This is a genomic window from Bradyrhizobium sp. IC4059 (genome assembly GCF_020193615.1).
Taxonomy (GTDB): Bacteria; Pseudomonadota; Alphaproteobacteria; order Rhizobiales; family Xanthobacteraceae; genus Bradyrhizobium; species Bradyrhizobium yuanmingense.
This window is the reverse complement of the sequence record NZ_JADYVH010000005.1, coordinates 172,641-191,301: the sequence shown is the minus strand read 5'-3', so window position 1 is coordinate 191,301 and position 18,661 is coordinate 172,641. Positions and strand designations below refer to the sequence as shown.

At 65.6% G+C, this 18,661-nt stretch carries 16 protein-coding genes; 3 read left to right on the top strand and 13 right to left on the bottom strand.

The annotated features are described in order from the left end of the window. Window positions 1-198: 198 nt before the first annotated feature. The 9 genes from I6F12_RS17460 to gltX form a co-directional block, all read right to left on the bottom strand. Window positions 199-516, bottom strand: a complete 318-nt coding sequence (locus I6F12_RS17460; RefSeq protein ID WP_157785238.1) for a hypothetical protein — start codon at window positions 514-516, stop codon at window positions 199-201. A 129-nt stretch (window positions 517-645) separates the two neighbouring features. Further along, a complete protein-coding gene (locus I6F12_RS17455) occupies window positions 646-1,413 on the bottom strand; it encodes an SDR family oxidoreductase (protein WP_036025234.1) in 768 nt (255 codons plus the stop codon). Further along, window positions 1,410-2,519: an ABC transporter ATP-binding protein gene (locus I6F12_RS17450; protein ID WP_225156905.1), complete on the bottom strand. Its 1,110-nt coding sequence runs from the start codon at window positions 2,517-2,519 to the stop codon at window positions 1,410-1,412. Before I6F12_RS17450 ends, I6F12_RS17455 begins: the two co-directional genes overlap by 4 nt. Window positions 2,520-2,529: 10 nt before the next feature. Then, window positions 2,530-3,387 (bottom strand): carbohydrate ABC transporter permease, encoded by an 858-nt coding sequence (locus I6F12_RS17445; RefSeq protein WP_225156904.1) that lies wholly within the window; start codon window positions 3,385-3,387, stop codon window positions 2,530-2,532. Then, complete coding sequence (locus I6F12_RS17440; protein WP_057030489.1) at window positions 3,380-4,303, bottom strand: sugar ABC transporter permease; 924 nt, start codon at window positions 4,301-4,303, stop codon at window positions 3,380-3,382. Before I6F12_RS17440 ends, I6F12_RS17445 begins: the two co-directional genes overlap by 8 nt. Beyond that, on the bottom strand, window positions 4,300-5,586 hold the full coding sequence (locus I6F12_RS17435) for an ABC transporter substrate-binding protein (protein WP_036025220.1): 1,287 nt from the start codon (window positions 5,584-5,586) through the stop codon (window positions 4,300-4,302). Before I6F12_RS17435 ends, I6F12_RS17440 begins: the two co-directional genes overlap by 4 nt. Before the next feature lie 60 nt (window positions 5,587-5,646). After that, window positions 5,647-6,825 (bottom strand): ROK family transcriptional regulator, encoded by a 1,179-nt coding sequence (locus I6F12_RS17430; protein ID WP_193374984.1) that lies wholly within the window; start codon window positions 6,823-6,825, stop codon window positions 5,647-5,649. A gap of 178 nt (window positions 6,826-7,003) precedes the next feature. Further along, on the bottom strand, window positions 7,004-8,305 hold the full coding sequence (gltA, locus tag I6F12_RS17425) for a citrate synthase (RefSeq protein ID WP_036009984.1): 1,302 nt from the start codon (window positions 8,303-8,305) through the stop codon (window positions 7,004-7,006). Window positions 8,306-8,449: 144 nt separating this feature from the next. Continuing rightward, window positions 8,450-9,877, bottom strand: a complete 1,428-nt coding sequence (gene gltX, locus I6F12_RS17420; protein WP_036009982.1) for a glutamate--tRNA ligase — start codon at window positions 9,875-9,877, stop codon at window positions 8,450-8,452. 155 nt (window positions 9,878-10,032) lie between these two features. Between gltX and I6F12_RS17415 the strand changes: the two genes are divergently transcribed. The 3 genes from I6F12_RS17415 to I6F12_RS17405 all read left to right on the top strand — a co-directional run bounded on the left by I6F12_RS17415 (window position 10,033) and on the right by I6F12_RS17405 (window position 14,516). After that, complete coding sequence (locus I6F12_RS17415) at window positions 10,033-11,709, top strand: glutamine--tRNA ligase/YqeY domain fusion protein (RefSeq protein ID WP_036009979.1); 1,677 nt, start codon at window positions 10,033-10,035, stop codon at window positions 11,707-11,709. Window positions 11,710-11,726: 17 nt separating this feature from the next. Beyond that, window positions 11,727-12,113: an SgcJ/EcaC family oxidoreductase gene (locus tag I6F12_RS17410; RefSeq protein WP_225156903.1), complete on the top strand. Its 387-nt coding sequence runs from the start codon at window positions 11,727-11,729 to the stop codon at window positions 12,111-12,113. Window positions 12,114-12,236: 123 nt separating this feature from the next. Then, the gene (locus I6F12_RS17405; RefSeq protein WP_225156902.1) at window positions 12,237-14,516 is read left to right on the top strand and encodes a ComEC/Rec2 family competence protein; all 2,280 of its coding nucleotides are present in this window, start codon (window positions 12,237-12,239) and stop codon (window positions 14,514-14,516) included. A gap of 6 nt (window positions 14,517-14,522) precedes the next feature. Here the strand turns inward: I6F12_RS17405 and I6F12_RS17400 are convergent, their stop codons facing one another. The 4 genes from I6F12_RS17400 to glp all read right to left on the bottom strand — a co-directional run bounded on the left by I6F12_RS17400 (window position 14,523) and on the right by glp (window position 18,588). Continuing rightward, window positions 14,523-15,464, bottom strand: a complete 942-nt coding sequence (locus I6F12_RS17400) for a GAF domain-containing protein (RefSeq protein WP_225140022.1) — start codon at window positions 15,462-15,464, stop codon at window positions 14,523-14,525. Between the two features lie 217 nt (window positions 15,465-15,681). Next, entirely contained in the window at window positions 15,682-16,116 is a 435-nt protein-coding gene (locus I6F12_RS17395) for a hypothetical protein (RefSeq protein ID WP_025036527.1), read from the bottom strand. Window positions 16,117-16,501: 385 nt separating this feature from the next. Continuing rightward, window positions 16,502-17,203, bottom strand: a complete 702-nt coding sequence (gene lexA / locus I6F12_RS17390; RefSeq protein WP_036009965.1) for a transcriptional repressor LexA — start codon at window positions 17,201-17,203, stop codon at window positions 16,502-16,504. Window positions 17,204-17,379: 176 nt separating this feature from the next. Then, window positions 17,380-18,588 (bottom strand): gephyrin-like molybdotransferase Glp, encoded by a 1,209-nt coding sequence (glp, locus tag I6F12_RS17385; RefSeq protein ID WP_225156901.1) that lies wholly within the window; start codon window positions 18,586-18,588, stop codon window positions 17,380-17,382. Window positions 18,589-18,661 lie beyond the last annotated feature (73 nt).

Sequence of the window (18,661 nt, the reverse complement as noted above, 5' to 3'; positions counted from 1 at the left end):
GTGCGCCCTATGACGGCCCGCCACTTGCCGCCGGGGTCTCGCTCCACGCGTACACTGAGCGCGACATACTGACCCCGGGAGGACATTTGGGCGGCAACCAGGCGGACGACACGCTAACCCGGGACCGCATGCGACCCGTGAATTGGCCACTTCCGGCGTCCGCGCAACTCGCCGTAGACGCAGCGCAGGCCGAGTGTTCTATTTCGGAGTTCCGGTCTGGCCACCCGAACCGGTGGTCTGCTCACTTCCCGGCCGGCCCGGAGGATGCGCCGAAGCGGCCGGCTTGTCTTGATCGGCCACGTATCCGGACTCTCCGGAGTTGCGGGTCTTGATCCCTTTGTCCGCATCGCGCTGCATCTGCTCGTTGGGCTGGCCAGCCTTGAGCTCCCGGTCCACGTCGCGCTTCATCTCCTCCTTGGTTTGCTCACTGGGTGCGGCCTTTTGCTGTTGGGCCGTTGCTTGGAAGGTCATTGCGCTTCCGGCAACTACAATCAATGCGAGAATTGCTGTTCGCATGCTTCTCCTCCACGGCTTGCTCCGGCCCCTAAACGCGCGAACCTCCCAAGGTTTCCTAGTTCCAATCACTATTGTCGAACGTCACGTAGGGCTAAGCAAGGGCACTCGAACGGTCTTATGCGCACCGGCCTAGGCGAGTCCGCCATCAACCCTGAAACACTGGCTGGTGATGCGCTGGCTTTCGTCGGAGGCGAGGAACAGTGCCATATTGGCAATGTCTTCGGGCGTTACCGCATCGGGCACCGCCTGGCGCGAGCGTATCTCGGCGATGACCCGATCGTCCGGATACCACAGCCTGCGCTGGCGCTCGGTGATCACCATGCCCGGCGCGATCGCGTTGACGCGAATGCGGTCGGGGCCGACGGAGCGCGCCAGCGAGTTGGTGAAGCCGACGATCGCCGCTTTCGCCGCGGCGTAGACCGGCAGTGCCGGCGCGCCGCGCATCCAGGCGATCGACGACATGTTGATGATCGAGCCGCCGCCGCGCGCCTGCATCTGTGGCACCACCGCTTGCGCCGCGAAGAAGACGTGCTTGAGATTGACGCCGATCATCCAGTCGAACTCGGACGGCGTGACCTCGGCGAGAGCCTGGCGCTGATCGTTGGCGGCGTTGTTGACGAGAACGGCGGCGTCGCCAAGCGAGCGGCGGGCCTCTGCCATCGCGCTGCGCAGGGCATCGATGTCGAGGAGATCGCAGGGCACGAACAGCGGCGCGGGCCCGGACGAGGCCGCTATTTCCCGCACCAGGGCTTCGCCGGCGTCCTTATCGATGTCGAAGAAGGCGACCCGGGCGCCTTGGCCCGCGAAGGCCCGGACGAAGGCGGCGCCGATGCCGCTGGCGCCTCCGGTGATCAGCACCACGCTGCCGGCTAGGCTGGAATAGGTCGTCTTCGTCATGCGATCAGGCGCTCCGTCTCGGGGTCGAACAGGCAAATGCGGCGGGTGTCGAGCGCGAAGGCGGCGGACGTGCCGGGCGCGGGGCGGATATCCGGCGAGACTCGTGCCATCGCGGGCTCGCCGCCGAGCCGCAGGAGCACCATCGTCTCGGCACCGGTGGGCTCGACCAGCTCCACCGGCGCCTCGACGAGGACAGGCGCTTCGCTGGAAAACGTGCGGCTCCCCTCAGCGATGCATTCCGGCCTGATTCCGAACACCACCTTGCGCCCGACAAAGGGTGCTGCGGCGTCGTACCCCGTAAGGCGCAGACGAAGCTCGTCGGGCCGTCCCGCGCCGATCACGACGACCGGACCGTCATTTTCGGCCTCGAGCCGCGCCGGTATGGTGTTCATCGGCGGCGAGCCCATGAAGCGGGCGACGAACAGATTGGCGGGGTAGCGGTAGACGGTGTCGGGGTCGGCGAATTGCTGCACGCTGCCCTGATGCATCACGGCGATCCGCGTCGCCATCGTCATGGCCTCGATCTGGTCGTGGGTGACGTAGACGATGGTGGCGCCGATGCGCTGATGCAGGCGCTTGATCTCCATCCGCATCTCGACGCGCAGCTTGGCATCGAGATTGGAGAGCGGTTCGTCGAACAGGAAGAGCAGGGGATTGCGCACCAGCGCGCGTCCCATCGCCACTCGCTGGCGCTGGCCGCCGGACAATTGCGAGGGCTTGCGGCCGAGCAGCGGCTCGATCTGGAGCAGTTTTGCGACATTGCCGACCGCAGCGTCCTGCTCGGCTTTGGGAACGTGACGGCATTCCATGCCGAAGGTGATGTTCTGGCGCACGGTCATCGAGGGATAGAGCGCGTAGGATTGGAACACCATGGCGATGTCGCGGTCCTTCGGCGCGACGTCATTGACGACGCGGCCGCCGATTTCGATCGTTCCCGCGCTCGGGCGGTCGAGCCCGGCGACGATGTTGAGCAGGGTGGACTTGCCGCAGCCGGACGGGCCGACCAGCACGGTGAACTCGCCGCTCTCGATGTCGAGCGCGATGTCCTTCAGCACCTCCAGATTGGCGTAACGCTTGGACAGGGCGCGAATGCTCAGTGCTGCCATGACAACTCCATCATTTCACGGCCCCGGCAGTCAGGCCGCGGACGAAGTACTTGCCGCCGAGCAGGTAGATCAACAGCGTGGGCAGCGCGGCGATGATCACCGCTGCGCTCTGCACGCCATGCTGCGGGATATCCGCGACGGCGGCGGACAGCGCGATAAGCGCTGCGGTGACGGGCTGCTGCTGGCCGGTGGTGAACGTCACGCCATAGAGGAACTCGTTCCAGATATGGGTGAACTGCCAGATCACCGTGACGATCAGGATGGGACCTGAGAGCGGCAGGATGATGCGCCAGAAGATGCGGAAGAAGCCGGCGCCGTCGATGCGGGCGGCCCTGATCAGTTCATGGGGAATGGCGACATAATAATTCCGGCAGAACAGCGTGGTGAATGAGAGCCCCTGAATGGTGTGAATCAGCACGAGGCCGGTCAGGGTGTTGATGAGGCCGACGTCCCGCAGCACGATGGTCCAGGGCAGCAGGCGCATCTGTTGGGGGAGGAACAGGCCAAGCGTCACGATGCCATAGATCCAGTTGTCGCCTCGGAAGCGCCAGAGCGACACGGCGTAACCGGCGATTGCGCCGAGCAGGGTGGAGAAGATCGTGGCGGGAATCGTGACCAGCGCGGAGTTCAGCATGTAGGGCCGGATGCCGGCGCAGGTCTCGGCGACACAGAAGCCGCTCCAGGCTGCGGCGTAGTTGCTCCAGGCCAGATGCTGCGGCCAGCCGATCATCGATCCCTGCGCGATCTCCTCGTTGCTCCGCAGCGAGTTCAGCACCACGACCACGAGCGGCGCGAGCCAGGCCGCGGCGATCAAGAAGACGGCGAGATAGATCAGGATCCGGGTCGGTGCGAAGCTGCGGTCAGGCATGGGCGCCTCGCCGTCGCTGGATGTATCGCCACGCCGCGTAGGGCAGCAGCACCGCGAGAAGAATGAGCAACATCAGCACGGCCGCCGCCGCGCCGCGACCGAGCAGGCTCCGCTGGAACATCAGGTCGTAGACGACGAGTGCCGGCAGCTGGGTCGCGATTCCCGGTCCGCCGTTGGTGAGCGCGCGCACGAGATCGAAGGTCGAAATCGCGAACTGCAACTGGATCACCACGACGGTGACCGTGATCGGCCACAGCGACGGCAGGATGATACGCCGGTAGGTTCGGACCGCTCCCGCGCCGTCGATCTGCGCGGCCTTGATGATGTCGGGATCGACCGAGCGAAGGCCGGCAAGGAACAGCGCCATGGCAAAGCCGCAGGATTGCCAGATCGCGGCGATGACAATGGTCCAGATCGCCATGTCGCGGTCGATCAGCCAGTCGAACTTAAAGGAGGTCCAGCCGAGGTCGTGCACCAGCTTCTGGATCCCGAGACCGGGATTGAGCAGCCAGCTCCAGACCGTGCCGGTGACCACGAAGGACACCGCCAGGGGATAGAGGAAGATGGAGCGCAACACGTTCTCGCCACGAATGCGCTGATCGAGCAGGATCGCGAGGATGAGGCCGGTCGCTGCACTCAGCAGCACGAAAGCGCTGCCGAACAGCAGCAAATTGTCGAAGGCGATTTGCCAGTTGCGCGATGCCGTGACCGCCGTGTAGTTGCGCAAGCCGACCCAGCCCGCAACGGGAACGAGGGTGGACGGCGTGAACGAGATCCAGATCGTCCAGAGCGAAAACGAGACGAGGTGCGCCGCCGACAGCAGCAGCGGCACCCAGATCGTCAGATATTCGGGCAGCCGACGCACCCATTCGGGAAGCGCCGGCCGGCCCGGTCTCATCGTGGCGGCATTGCTCAACGCGCGCCCTCGACGGCCTCGGCGAGGCGGGTGGCTGCCTGCTCCGGCTTGATCGTCTTGTTCTTCACGTACTCCGTGATTACGTCGATCATCGCCGCGGTCATTCCGTTTTCCTGCGCCATGTTGTGCGCCATGCTGAGGACGGCCTGATTGCTGGCGATGGCCTCCTTCAAGGCCTTCGAGGTTGTTCGTTGCCCCTCCGACCAGCCTTCGCCTGATAGATCGACGTCAGTGCGCACGGGGATGGAGCCGGTGATCTGCGAGTACATGGTCTGGATCGCCGGATCCATGACGAGCTGAGCCATCAGGGTCTGGCCGGCTTGCAGGTCCGCCTCCTTGCGCTGCCAGAAGATGAAGGCGTCGGCATTCAACAGGAAGACCGGCTTGCCGTTGTCGCTCGGGCCTGGTGCAATCATGAAGTCCTCGAGCTTGAAGCCGGCATTGCGCAATACGCCCTGCGCCCATCCGCCCATGATCATCATGCCCATGTCGCCGTCGATGAAGCGCTTCAGGTTGGTCGAGAAATGCTGGGCGCCGACGTTGGGGTCCATCCAGTCGGCGATCTTGCGCACCTGGGCGAACGCGGCCTTGATCTCCGGACCCTCGAGGGCCTTCTTCTCGAGATTCATGATGGCCGCGCGATAGGCGAGCGGACTGATGCCCGCGAGAGCCGCCTCGAATTTCTGTCCGTCGTCCGGGCGGGTGCCGCCATTGGCGATAGGAGAGGCGACTCCGCCCGCCTTCATCTTTTCGGCGAGGTCGTTGAAGTCGGCCCAGGTGACGGGGACCTTGTCCGCCTTCGCCTTGTCCATCGCGCGCTTGGACAGGAAGAGCATGTTGGTGCTGTAGATCTGTAGCGGCAGCGCAATCCATTTGCCGCCGGGCTTGTGCAGCTTTGCAAGGTCCGGAGCGACGACCTTCTCGTAGCCGGCGGCCGCGACGAGGGCATCGAGATTGACGGTGGGCGCAATCTTCGACCAGGCCGCAATCTCGGGCCCCTTGAGCTGCGAGCAAGCCGGCGGATCGCCGGCCATGATCTGCGCGCGCAGCTTGTTCATCATCTCGGTGGTGAAGCCGGGGACGGGCGAGTGCTGCCAAACGCCGCCCTTCTCCTCGAATTTCTTGCCGAGCGCCGTAATGGCCGCCCCGTCGCTGCCCGCCGACCATTGCGAGATCGCGGTCAGTCGCGGCTTGGCCGCGCCTTGCGCGCGGGCAAGGTGCGGAAATGCGAGCGCGGCAGCAGATCCAGCGAGCAGACGACGCCTTGTTGTTGTGATCGGCATGGCAGTTCCTCCCGGTGTGAAATCTTTCGCGCTTTACAGGCCGTTTGGGCTCAGCGCATGTCAGGCCGCCTCCGTCGATGCCGCGGGCATGCCGCCACGGCTGGCGAGACAAAAGGCGGCGAAGGCGAGCGCAGCCTGCGGATCGTTGCCGGTCGACGGCGGCACGAAGGCGAGGGAGACCTGCGCCAGTTTGCGTCCGCCCAGCAGGCAGGCGTCGATGCCATCGACCAGTGCTTGCCGATCCTCTTCAGCGAGAAGCGACGGCCAGCCGCTGATCGCAACGCCGCCGCACGGCTTGACGTTCAGCGTATTGCCGATCGCAAGGCCGAGCCGGAACAGCCGACGGCGCAAATCCTGCCGCACGCGCGATGAGATCGGGACCGTGTTGACCCATTCGTTGCCGAGCTGGAGCAGCTCGGTCTCGGAAACGCCGAGAAGCGCAGCCAGCGCGGGAATCGACGTATAGGCCTCGACGCAGCCGTGATGTCCGCAGCGGCAGCGCGGTCCGTCAGGCCCGAACACCATGTGGCCGAGCTCGATTGGCTGCAGAGCATCGGTCTCGGCCGGATCATCCATCCAGGCGCCGGCGACGCCGTGGCTGACGAGCACGAACAGATGCGTGTCGTTGAACGGGTAGTTTTCCGTGCGGCAGCGGTGAAAGGTGGCATGCGCGACAACCGAATTGGTGAATTCGAGCGGCACGCCGGCGAACATCTCGCCGAACATGTCGCTGATGCGAGCGACGTCGCAGGGAATGATCGGATTGGCCGATATGCTGAGACGGCCGAGGCCGGGAATCGAGACGCCGATCTGCGAGAGGGTGATCCGGCGGCGCCGCGTCCAGTCGCGCAACAACGTCATCGCTTCGCGAAATGCCCGGCCGACGGTCTCGACGTCAGGCGTCTTCGGGAGCGGCACACGCTCGGTGTAGTGCAGCTCACCCGACAGGCCGCCGACCCCGACGCTGAGCCGCTGCGTCGTCAGCTCGAAGGCTGCCAGCGCCACCGCGTGGTCCAGCGACACGAGACCGGTCGGGCCGCCGACGTAAGGGGCAGGGCGCCGCACTTCCTCGATCAGGCCTTCGGCCTTCAGGTCAAGCAGGATGCGCGACAGGCTCGCTTCCGACAGACGCACGGCCTTGGCCAGTGGCGGACGAAACGAGCCGCCCGACTGAAGCAGATGAGTCAAAATGGCAGCGCGCGTCTGCCGCCGACTTCTCGGCTGCTCCGGCATTTCCATCCCTGTCGTCATTCTTACTTAGAGTAAGAATGCGCGCGGAGCATTTAGGCTGTCAAGGCGCTTGCCGCCGTGAGCATGGACTTGTTGTTGTGCGCGGCAGCACGAGGAAAGTGCGGGCGCAAAACAAAACGGCGCCATCTTGCGATGGCGCCGCTGCGAAAGGCGTGATGGCCTGACGTTAGCGCTTGTCGATCGGCACGTAATCGCGCTTGGCGACGCCGGTGTAGAGCTGGCGCGGGCGGCCGATCTTCTGTTGGGGATCCTCGATCATCTCGCTCCACTGGCTGATCCAGCCGACGGTGCGGGCGACCGCGAACAGCACGGTGAACATCGAGACCGGGAAGCCCATCGCCTTCAGCGTGATGCCCGAATAGAAATCAACGTTCGGGTAGAGCTTGCGGTCGATGAAGTACTGGTCGCTGAGCGCGATCTTCTCGAGCTCCATCGCCACCTTCAGCATCGGATCGTCGCCATGGCCGGTCTCCTTGAGCACGGCATGACACATCTTCTGCATGATCTTGGCGCGCGGATCGTAGTTCTTGTAGACCCGGTGGCCGAAGCCCATCAGGCGGACTTCGGAATTCTTGTCCTTCACCTTGGCGATGAACTCGGGGATCTTGTCGACCGTGCCGATCTGATAGAGCATGTTCAGCGCGGCTTCGTTGGCGCCGCCATGGGCCGGGCCCCAGAGGCAGGCGATGCCGGCCGCGATGCAGGCGAACGGGTTGGCGCCCGAGGAGCCGGCGATGCGCACCGTCGAGGTCGAGGCGTTCTGCTCGTGGTCGGCGTGCAGGATGAAGATCTTCTCCAGCGCGTCGGCGAGCACCGGGCTGACCTTGTAGTCTTCGCAAGGCACCGCGAAGCACATGTTCAGGAAGTTCTCGGCAAAGCCGAGCGAGTTCTTCGGATAAACGAAGGGCTGGCCGACGGTGTATTTGTAGGCCATCGCAGCCAGCGTCGGGATCTTCGCGATCATGCGCATGGAGGCGATCATGCGCTGCTTCGGATCGTTGATGTCGGTGCTATCGTGATAGAACGCGGCGAGGGCGCCGACGGCGGCAACCATGATCGCCATCGGATGGGCATCGCGGCGGAAGCCCTGGAAGAAGCGGGCCATCTGCTCGTGCACCATCGTGTGATGGGTCACGCGGTAGTCGAAATCCTTCTTCTGCGCGGCGGTCGGCAGGTTGCCGTAGAGCAGGAGGTAGCAGGTCTCCAGGAAGTCGCCATGCTCGGCGAGCTGCTCGATCGGGTAGCCGCGGTATTCCAGCACGCCCGCGTCGCCGTCGATATAGGTGATCTTGGACTGGCAGCTCGCGGTCGAGGTAAAGCCCGGATCGTAGGTGAACAGGCCGGACTGGCCGTAGAGCTTGCCGATATCGATGACGTCAGGCCCGACGCTGCCGCTGAGGATCGGAAGATCGAAATTCTTGTTTCCGACCGTCAGCGTCGCGGTCTTTGGGCTTTCTTTTGCGTCCATCAGAGGTCCCCGATGTGTGGTGAGACGGGCCGGAGCCGGAGACCCCCAGGGCGACCATGGGGGCAGGCCGGATGTTCCAGAATGTGGAGGAGATGGGTATATTATTGCTATGTGCGCTGCAAGATCGCCGCACGCATGGTCGACTTACGTCGTAGACTGATCCCTAAGTCGGCCGAGGCTTTCCTGGCGTCCAAGCACCTCCAAAACCTCAAATATACCAGGGGACGTCGTCCGTCCGGTGAGCGCCGCCCGAAGCGGCTGGGCGACCGCGCCGAGCTTGAGACTATTTTCCTCGGCAAAGGCGCGCAGCGCGGCCTCGGTGGTGGCGCCGCTCCACGTCTCGACTTTCTCCAGCGCGGAATGTAGCTGGCCGATCAGCTTGCGGTTCTCGGGCGTCAACAGCGCCTGCGCCTTGGGATCCGGCGCCAGCGGCCGGTCGGCGAAGATGAAATGGGCGCCGTCGATCAGCTCGATCAATGTCTTGGCGCGCTCCTTGAGCGCCGGCATGGCCTTGAGCAGCTGCGCGCGCGTGGTGTCGTTTAACTTGGCCTTGATCTCGTCGCGGCTCGGCACGACGTGGTCGAGCACGTCCTCGAACATCTTCACGAGCGATTGATCGTCGGCGTGGCGGATGTAGTGGCCGTTGAGGTTTTCCAGCTTGGCGAAATCGAAGCGGGCGGCGGCGCGGCCGACGCTGCCGAGATCGAACGCGTCGATCATCTCCTCGGTCGAGAAGATCTCCTGGTCGCCGTGGCTCCAGCCGAGCCGGACCAAGTAGTTGCGCAGCGCAGCCGGCAGGTACCCCATCGCGCGGTAGGCATCGACGCCGAGCGCGCCGTGCCGCTTGGAGAGTTTCGAGCCGTCCGGGCCGTGGATCAGCGGGATATGGGACATGCTGGGCAGCGCCCAGCCCATCGCATCGTAGATCTGCTTCTGGCGGGCGGCGTTGATCAGGTGGTCGTCGCCGCGGATCACATGGGTGACGCCCATGTCGTGGTCGTCGACCACCACGGCGAGCATGTAGGTCGGGTTGCCGTCGCCGCGCAGCAGGACGAGATCGTCGAGGTTCTCGTTTTGCCACACCACGCGGCCCTGGACCTGGTCCTCGATCACGGTCTCGCCGGTCTGCGGCGCGCGCAGGCGGATGGTGGGCTTGACGTCGCTCGGCGCCGTCGCCGCGTCGCGGTCGCGCCACATGCCGTCATAGAGGCGGGTGCGCCCCTCGCTGCGCGCCTTCTCGCGCATGGCGGCGAGCTCTTCGGCGGTGGCGTAGCAGCGGTAGGCCTTGCCATCGGCGAGCAGCTGCTCGGCAACCTCGCGGTGCCGGGCGGCGCGGGCGAACTGGTAGATGACCTCGCCGTCCCAGCCGAGCTCGAGCCACTTCAGCCCGTCGAGGATGGCGCCGATCGCCGCCTCCGTGGAGCGTTCCCGATCGGTATCCTCGATCCGCAGCAGCATCTTGCCGCCGTGCTTCTTGGCATAGAGCCAGTTGAACAGCGCCGTGCGGGCGCCCCCGATATGGAGGAAGCCGGTCGGCGAGGGAGCGAAGCGCGTGACGACGGAATCGGACATTCTTGGCAGGGCCTATGCATTGGAGGCGGTGGTGTATAGCAGGAACGGGACATAACTAAAGGGCGACGGCGGACCCGGCAGGCCTTGCTTATGCTCTTGGCGCGGCCACGCGAATTTGGCAGAAGAACCGCTGATTTCCCTACAGGATTTTCGTAATGACAGAACCGGTGGCAGCTGAGGTTGGGCGCGATTTCATTCGTGACATCATCCAGGCCGACCTCGATCAGGGCAAATACAAGGAGATCGTGACCCGGTTCCCGCCGGAGCCGAACGGCTACTTGCATATCGGCCACGCCAAGTCGATCGCACTCAACTTCGGCGTCGCCCAGGAGTTTCCGGGCCGCTGCCACCTGCGCTTCGACGACACCAACCCGGTCAAGGAAGAGCAGGAATATATCGATTCAATCCAGGCCGACGTGCGCTGGCTCGGCTTTGACTGGGGCAAGAACCTGTTCTTCGCCTCGGACTATTTCGACCGCCTGTACGAATGGGCGGAGCAGCTGATCCGCGACGGCCTCGCTTATGTCGACGACCAGACCCAGGAGGAGATCCGCCTCTCGCGCGGCACGTTGACCGAGCCCGGCAAGAATTCGCCGTTCCGCGAACGCTCCGTGGAGGAGAACCTCGATCTGTTCCGCCGCATGAAGGCGGGCGAATTCCCCAACGGCGCGCGCGTGCTGCGGGCCAAGATCGACATGGCCGCGGGCAACATCAATCTGCGCGACCCAGTGCTGTACCGCATCCTGCATGCGCACCATCCGCGCACCGGCAACGCATGGTGCATCTACCCGAGCTACGACTATGCCCACGGCCAGTCGGATGCCATCGAAGGCATCACGCATTCGATCTGCACGCTGGAGTTCGAGGACCACCGACCGCTCTACGACTGGTTCATCGAGAAGCTGCCGGTGCCCTCACAGCCGCATCAGTACGAATTCGCGCGGCTGAATCTCACCTATACGCTGCTGTCCAAGCGCGTGCTGACCCAGCTCGTCCGCGACGGCCATGTCGCGGGCTGGGACGATCCGCGCATGCCGACCATGGCGGGCATGCGTCGCCGCGGCGTGCCGCCGGCTGCACTTCGCGAGTTCGTCAAGCGCATCGGCGTCGCCAAAGCCAACAGCGTGGTCGATGTGGGCATGCTGGAGTTCTGCATCCGCGAGGAGCTGAACCGCACGGCGCAGCGGCGCATGGCGGTCTTGAAGCCGCTCAAGGTGGTGATCGAGAATTATCCGGAAGGGCAGACCGAGGAGCTCGAGGCGATCAATCATCCCGACGATCCCTCGGCCGGCACGCGGAAGATCACGTTCGGCCGTGAGCTCTATATCGAGCAGGACGACTTCATGGAGAACCCGCCGAAGAAGTTCTTCCGCCTGTCGCCTGGCAACGAGGTGCGGCTGCGCTATGCCTATTTCGTCAAGTGTACCGGCGTGATCAAGAACGACAAGGGTGAGGTGGTGGAGCTGCGCTGCACCTATGATCCCGCGACCAAGGGTGGCAACGCGCCCGACGGCCGCAAGGTCAAGGCGACCATGCACTGGCTGCCGGCGGCGGCCTCCAAGCCGGCGGAGATCCGCATCTACAACCAGCTGTTCGCCAATCCGAGCCCGGATGCCTCGAACTTCGCGACCGATCTCAACCCGAACTCGCTGGAGATCCTCGCCGATGCGCGGGTCGAGGCGTCCGTTGCGGAGAGCAATTCGACCGAGCCGATGCAGTTCGAGCGCCAGGGCTATTTCGTGCGTGACAAGGACTCGACGCCCGGCAAGCCGGTGTTCTCGCGCACGATCGGTCTGCGCGACACGTTCGCGAAGGAAGTCGCCAAGGGTTGAGAAGGGCTGAGCAGGACATGAGCAGCGAGGCCGACGCCATCGTTTCCGCCATCATCGCGAAATGGTGCGCCGGCTTCGCGACGCTCGATGCGGCCGCGCTGTCCTCGCTCTATGCGAAGGACGCATTCTTCTTCGGCTCCAACCCGAAGCTCTATCGCGGCCGGGACGGCGTCGCCGAATACTTCAACGGCCTGCCGCGCTGGCGCAGGCCAAGCGCCGCGTTCTCCGATGTGCACGCCGCGCAGGCCGGCCCTGATCTGATCAACATGGCCGCGACCATCACGTTCGGTCTCGCGGGCGAGCGGGATGATCTCGTCGTCAAGATGAGCTGGGTCATCATCCGCGAGGACGGCGAGTGGAAGATCGTCAATCACCACGCCTCCTCGCAGGCGCCGCTGATCTAGCAACGGGCGCCAGCCCGGAGAAAAGTAGGGCGCTCTTCGCCTGTTCCCGATCCGTACCGCTATTCGTGCAGCCGCACGGTCCGGTAGCCTCCGCAGCCGTCGCGTATCGTAAGGTGCAGGGGAATGGCGGAGCCGGGCCGGCCAGGACGGTCCCAGGGAGTTGCCGGGACGTGGCCGGTCGGCCGCGCCGCCCCGGCCGGCGGCTTGGCGCCAGCGGGCCTCGGCATCTGGCCGGCGATCATCGAGACGCTGCGCCAATGGGCTCGGGGCGAGGCCGGGCCTGGCCGGCTGTTGCCGTGGGTGCCGGTCGCCTTCGGCGGCGGCATTGCGCTTTATTTCGCCGCCGATCATGAGCCGGTGCTGTGGGTGGTTGCCGCCACAGCCATCGCGCTGATGCTCGGCGCGGTGCTGCTCCGGCGGAGCCGGCTGTTTGCGCCCGCCATCATGCTCGCGGCGGTCGCGGCTGGTTTTGCCGTGGCGACCTGGAAGACCGCGCGTATCGCGCACACCGTTTTGGCAAAACCGCTCTATTCGGTGTCGCTGTCGGGCTTCGTGGAAGCGCGCGACATCCGCGAGCGCACCGACCGTTTCGTGCTGCGCGTCAGCGCGATGGAGGCGCAGCGCAGCGACGTCAAGCTCGAGCGCGTCCGCCTCTCGGTGCGCAAGGGCACGGCGCCTGAGGTTGGCAGCTTCGTGCAGCTGAAGGCGCGGCTGCTCCCGCCGATCTCGCCGGTGCGCCCCGGCAGCTATGATTTCTCGCGCGACATGTTCTTCCAGGGCATCGGCGCCTCCGGCTTCGTGATGGGCGCGATCACGGCGTCCACGCCGCCGGATGCTGGCGGCCTGCGGCTGCGCTACGCGGCCTTCATGCAGGGCCTGCGCGATGCGATCGATGCGCGCATCCGCGCAACGCTCGAAGGCGATAACCGCGCGATTGCGACGGCGCTGCTCACGGGGCGGCGCGATGCGATCACCGCGCCCGTGAACGATGCCATGTTCGTCTCGGGACTCGGCCATGTGCTGTCGATCTCCGGCTATCACATGGCGGTCGTCGCCGGCGTCGTCTTCTTCGCGGTGCGCGCGCTGCTGGCCTTGATCCCGGGGCTGGCGGCCGGCTCTGCCATCAAGAAATGGTCGGCCGCCGCGGCGCTGGTCGCGGCCGCGTTCTACCTGTTGCTGTCGGGCGCGGAGGTTGCGACGCAAAGATCGTTCTTCATGACGGCGGTGGTGCTGATCGCAGTGATGGTCGACCGCCGCGCCATCACCTTCCGCACGCTGGCGGTTGCCGCGCTGATCGTGCTTGCGGTCGCGCCGGAGGCGTTGGTGCATCCAAGCTTCCAGATGTCGTTTGCGGCAACGCTCGGGCTGGTGGCGCTGGTGCAGATCGGCATGCCGAACCTGCTCGCCTCGCCCGATCATTCCGCGACGGCGCGGATCGCGTTGTGGGGCGGCCGCGAGATCGCGATGCTGTTCCTGGCCTCGCTGATCGCGGGGCTCGCGACCACGCCGTACGCCGCCTTCCACTTCCATCGCGTGACCCCATACGGCGTGCTCGCCAATCTCGGCGCCATGCCGGTGGTCTCGGCGCTGGTGATGCCGGCCGGGCTGTTGGGGCTGCTCGCGGCGCCCTTCGGGCTCGACGGCGTGTTCTGGTGGTTGATGGGGATCGGCATCGAGTGGATGGTCCTGGTCGCGCGCTGGGTGGCGGCCCTGCCGGGCGCCGTCGGCCGCATTCCCGCCTTCGGGATCGCGCCGCTGATCGCAGCGAGCCTCGGGCTCATCGTGATGGGCCTGTTGCGCACGCCCTTGCGCTGGTCCGGCGCCCTGGTGCTGCTGGCAGCGATCCTCTGGGGACTGTCGGTGCGGCAGCCCGATATCCTGATTGCCGGGGATGGCGCGAGCGTCGCGATCCGGGGCGGGGATGGGCGCTTGCAGGTGATCCGCGCCAGCAAGGACAGCTTCCTGCTGAAGGAGTGGTTGGCTGCCGATGCCGATCCGCGCGATGCCGGCAACGCCTCGTTGGCGAGTGGGGTGTCGTGTGACGAGACCGGCTGCGTGGCGCCGCTCGCGGACGGACGACTGATCGCGTTGGCGACGCGTATCGACGCGCTGGCCGATGATTGCAGCCGCGCCGCGCTGGTGGTGACGGCGCGGCCTGCGCCACCCGATTGCGCGGCGATGGTGGTCGATCGGGCGGGTCTTGCCAGTCAGGGCGCACTGGCTCTGACGAGACGCGGCGAGGGCTTTTCGGTGCAGGCGGTGAGGACGAGGGGAGCAAGCCGTCCCTGGCTGCCGGCCGGCGCCGGCGAGGGAGATTTCGACGGCAGCCTCGTGCCGAAGGCGGCCGTGCCCCGCAACCGGGACGCAACGCCATCGGAGGCCGACTTGCAGGCCGACGATTGACGCGGATCACAAATACCAGGCCAGCACGGCGTCAAGCCTTCCGTTGCCGATGACCGGCAGGGCCACCATTCGGCTCAGCCCGGCTGCGCAGGCTTCGGAGCCGGCGATCGAGCCGTCACGGGTGAGATCGTCGTTGAGCGCGGGCATGCCGGCGGCCCAGGCGCCGCCAATGCTGCCTTCGCCCCTGGCGATGGACTGCGCCGCATAGCGTGCGGCGAGGTCGGTCTGCGCGCTGCAATCGCCGGCGCGAAAGACCAGCGCCGAACGGTCCTCGTTCGGGACCCAGATCTCGAAGCGTCGTGCAATCGGCGTTGCCTGCGCGGAGAGGAATGTCAGAACCCAGGTCTGGTCGGTACCGGTTCGGTAGGGCACGCCGACGCCGAGATTGATCCCGACCTTGGCGGCGTCCTCCCAGCGCAGGAAACTCTTGGCGTCGTGCAAGTCCTTGATGATCAGCGGCAGGCCCGCCTTCCAGGTGCGTCCGGGCAGGCCGAAGCCGCGCGGAAATCTGGTGTGGCGGGAGTTGAATTCGAACATGTCCGCGGTGCCGTAATAGCCATCGACGAGCCCCATCTCATGCGAGAGATCAGGATCGTTGTGCCAGAGTTCGATCGCGCCGACGTGCGCCTCGTCGTCGCCACAGAACAGCACCAGCACGGCTTGCAGGAATTCGCCCGCGAACACCGGCACCGCCACGCCGCAGGTGAGGCCGGCCGCAGCGGCCTGATCGGTCCGCTTGAAATAGGAGTTGGCGAATTTCGTGAGGATGACGGGGTGGCCACAGGCCCAGGCCTTGCCGGGAAGTCCCTCGTCATATCCGAAGTGCAGCTCTTCGCTGACGGCTTTGAACGCGGACAGCCCATCGTCGTAGAGGCCGCCGCCGAATTCCAGCCGCCTGCGCGTCCGGTCGGGTACCCAAAGTTCAACGACGCGAATGAAGGTCTTCATCGAGCGTGTCCGCCGCCTCAAACCACGACAGCATCGGTCATTTGGCTGCGGAGCGGACGTTCAAAATGCGGGCAGCACGGCCCAAACTTCGTGCGACGACGAGGCGCGGCGGTGGGCTCGCCGATCGAATGTCCTGAAACACAAACTCACCGGGCTCGCCGGCCTCAGCCGGCGACGGCAATTTCAATCCCGGGCTCGGCCTGTCGGCCGAAGGGCGTCAGCCGATCGGCAGGCGCGTGATCGTGGGCCGCGTGTCGGCGACGATCTGCGGCTTGTGCTCGCGCTCGGGGGCTGGCTGCGTCACCGGCAATTGCAGCACGGTCGCGCGCTGGCCTTCGACGAGCTGCGTCACCAGCACGTATTTGCCGTCGGGGAATTCGATCGCGTCATGATGGCGATCGGGAATGTGCGGGTCGATCTTGCCGAACTTGCCGACGCGAGAGTTCACGGTGCGCGTCCAGATCCAGCGGTTGTCGTAGCGGACGTTGTCGGCGAAAGCGAGCTCCGTCCCCGGCAGCAGACAGACCGCGACGGAGGGATCGGCTTCGGAAGCGAAACCGCGCGTCGAGGTGCCGCGGAAGGTTGTCGTGACGATCGTCTCGCCGACTTCGGCGGGGCGCGTCGCGACGGCATGCAGGCTGTAGTCACACATCGGGTGCTCCTCATGCTGGGATAGCGACCCGCGTCTCTTTCGAGGCGCAGGCCTCTATCAGAGTGGAAGCATACAACGCTCTGCTCGGTTATGGGCAAATCTGCGGCTCGCGTCCGCAGCGCGCGATCACATTATCTTTCCCGGATTCGATAGGAACAAACCTCGCGTCCTTGCATTCGGCCGGAGCTATCAGCACTGCCGGCACAACTCTACCGGCGAAGCAGAAATGGCTGCGCGCCTGCGCGGGGGAATGTCGCGCGGGAAGATGGACCGGACAGCCGGCGCAGAACCAGAGAAACCGTCCAGCCGGAGCGGACAAGTATCCGCTCCGATCCTGGATCGCCGATGCCGATCGAAACGCGCGCGGCGCTTGATGTTTCCCGTATCAGTACTTCCGGTAAAGCCCGATCAGCTTGCCCTGGATCTTCACGCGGTTCGGCGGAAGAATGCGGACCTCGTAGGCGGCATTGGCGGGCTCGAGCGCGATCGAGGCGCCGCGGCGGCGGAAGCGCTTGAGCGTGGCCTCCTCGTCGTCGATCAATGCCACCACGATGTCGCCGGTATTTGCGGTCTCGTTGCGCTGGATCAGCGCCATGTCGCCGTCGAGGATGCCGGCCTCGACCATCGAATCGCCGCGCACTTCGAGCGCGTAGTGCTCGCCCGAGCCGAGCATGTCCGGCGGCACGCTGATGGTATGGCTGCGGGTCTGCAGCGCCTCGATCGGCGTGCCGGCGGCGATGCGGCCCATCACGGGCACCGCGACGGGGCGCTCGCCCTCGTCCGCAGGCGGGCTGGAGCTCGCGCGCACCTTGCCGAGATTGCCCTCGATCACGCTCGGGGTGAAGCCACGGCGATTGCCGGCGGCGGCCTGGAGCTCGGGCAGCTTGATCACCTCGATGGCACGGGCGCGGTTGGGCAGGCGGCGAATGAAGCCGCGCTCCTCGAGCGCAGTGATCAGGCGATGGATGCCTGACTTCGAGCGCAGGTCGAGCGCATCCTTCATCTCGTCGAAGGACGGCGGCACGCCGCTTTCCTTCAGACGTTCGCTGATGAATCGCAGAAGCTCGTATTGTTTGCGCGTCAACATCTCGACCAAAGTCCCCCGGTTGATGTCGTTCGATTCCGACACGATGAAGCCGGCACTAAGCCGCTACATCCTCGAAACAAATCATGAACGGACACTATATGTTCGATATGTGTTCCGCAACTGCTTAATTTATGGTGAACGCGGCCAAGCTCGCGGAATGCGTGTGGCTGGGCGGCTCAGACGGGCAGCCGGAGCACCTCGCAAGGCGTGCCGGCCTCGGCCTTCGGCGCGAACGGTGCGCGCACCAGAAGTACCTGTGCCGCAGCGAGATTCGCAAGAAGGGAGGAGTCCTGATGGCTGACCGGAAGGGCGACGCGCGTGCCGTCGTCGCGCTCCTCCAGCCGCGCACGCAGATAGTCCTCGCGCTGGTCGTTGGCGGCGAGATCGCGGCCCAGCACGGCGCGCTCGCGCCGATGATGAATCGCTGAACGGCCCGACAGGGCGCGAATCAAGGGGACCATGAACAGGAAGGCGCACACGTAGGACGACACGGGATTGCCGGGCAGGCCAATCACGCGCATCGCGCCTATCCGACCGTGCATCATCGGCTTGCCCGGCCGGATCGCGATCTTCCAGAACGCCATCGCGATGCCTTCGCCCTTGAGCGCCTGCTGGATCAGGTCGTGGTCGCCGACCGAGGCACCGCCGGTCGTGATCAGGATGTCGGCGCCGCTCTCGCGCGCGCGGCGGATGCCGGCGGACGTCGCCTCCAGTGTATCGGCGGCAATTCCGAGGTCGATGGTCTCGGCGCCCTCGCTGCGGGCGAGCGCATGCAGGGCATAGCCGTTGGAATAGACGATCTGGCCGCGACCAGGCGTGGTGCCCGGCATCACGAGCTCGTCGCCGGTGGCGAGAACGGCAACCCTCGGGCGGCGGATGATGGCGAGATGCGGATGATTCATTCCGGCGGCAAGGGCGAGATCGCGCTCGGTGAGGCGGATTCCCTTGCGCAGCAGCACGTCGCCTTCGCGGAAGTCGACGCCTGCAGGGCGGATGTGCCGGCCGAAAATGGCGGCTTCCTTGATCGTCACATGTTTGCCGTCGGCAGCCGTGTCCTCCTGGATCACGACGGCATCGGCGCCGTCGGGAACGACGCCGCCGGTGAAGATCCGCACGGCTTCGCCGGGGCCGACGCTTCCCGCGAGCGGCCGGCCCGCCGCGACCTCGCCGACGACGGTCAACCTCGAATCGTTTGCCGCGTCGGCCGTGCGCACGGCATAGCCGTCCATCGCCGACATCGCCTCCGGCGGCTGCGTGCGCCGCGCCGCGACATCGCGGGCGAGCACACGATGGTAGGCCTCGTCGAGGCAAACCATCTGTTCAGCCAGCGGCTCGACGCCGGCCAACACCGCAGCAAGCGCGTCAGAAACCGGCATCAGGGCCACGGGCGAACTCCGCAACAAATCAGGACTGGGTCGGCAAGTTCTAGCCGAGCGGAGGAGCTGAAGCAAAAGGCCT

What these genes read in the sequence shown, in the direction of transcription:
- gltX (WP_036009982.1), bottom strand. Translation starts at nt 9,877, where the DNA reads ATGTCCGATTCCGTCGTCACGCGCTTCGCTCCCTCGCCGACCGGCTTC.
- I6F12_RS17410 (WP_225156903.1), top strand. Translation starts at nt 11,727, where the DNA reads ATGAGCAGCGAGGCCGACGCCATCGTTTCCGCCATCATCGCGAAATGG.
- I6F12_RS17415 (WP_036009979.1), top strand. Translation starts at nt 10,033, where the DNA reads ATGACAGAACCGGTGGCAGCTGAGGTTGGGCGCGATTTCATTCGTGAC.
- I6F12_RS17435 (WP_036025220.1), bottom strand. Translation starts at nt 5,586, where the DNA reads ATGCCGATCACAACAACAAGGCGTCGTCTGCTCGCTGGATCTGCTGCC.
- I6F12_RS17445 (WP_225156904.1), bottom strand. Translation starts at nt 3,387, where the DNA reads ATGCCTGACCGCAGCTTCGCACCGACCCGGATCCTGATCTATCTCGCC.
- I6F12_RS17450 (WP_225156905.1), bottom strand. Translation starts at nt 2,519, where the DNA reads ATGGCAGCACTGAGCATTCGCGCCCTGTCCAAGCGTTACGCCAATCTG.
- I6F12_RS17405 (WP_225156902.1), top strand. Translation starts at nt 12,237, where the DNA reads ATGGCGGAGCCGGGCCGGCCAGGACGGTCCCAGGGAGTTGCCGGGACG.
- I6F12_RS17400 (WP_225140022.1), bottom strand. Translation starts at nt 15,464, where the DNA reads ATGAAGACCTTCATTCGCGTCGTTGAACTTTGGGTACCCGACCGGACG.
- lexA (WP_036009965.1), bottom strand. Translation starts at nt 17,203, where the DNA reads ATGTTGACGCGCAAACAATACGAGCTTCTGCGATTCATCAGCGAACGT.
- I6F12_RS17395 (WP_025036527.1), bottom strand. Translation starts at nt 16,116, where the DNA reads ATGTGTGACTACAGCCTGCATGCCGTCGCGACGCGCCCCGCCGAAGTC.
- I6F12_RS17430 (WP_193374984.1), bottom strand. Translation starts at nt 6,825, where the DNA reads ATGGAAATGCCGGAGCAGCCGAGAAGTCGGCGGCAGACGCGCGCTGCC.
- I6F12_RS17455 (WP_036025234.1), bottom strand. Translation starts at nt 1,413, where the DNA reads ATGACGAAGACGACCTATTCCAGCCTAGCCGGCAGCGTGGTGCTGATC.
- I6F12_RS17460 (WP_157785238.1), bottom strand. Translation starts at nt 516, where the DNA reads ATGCGAACAGCAATTCTCGCATTGATTGTAGTTGCCGGAAGCGCAATG.
- gltA (WP_036009984.1), bottom strand. Translation starts at nt 8,305, where the DNA reads ATGGACGCAAAAGAAAGCCCAAAGACCGCGACGCTGACGGTCGGAAAC.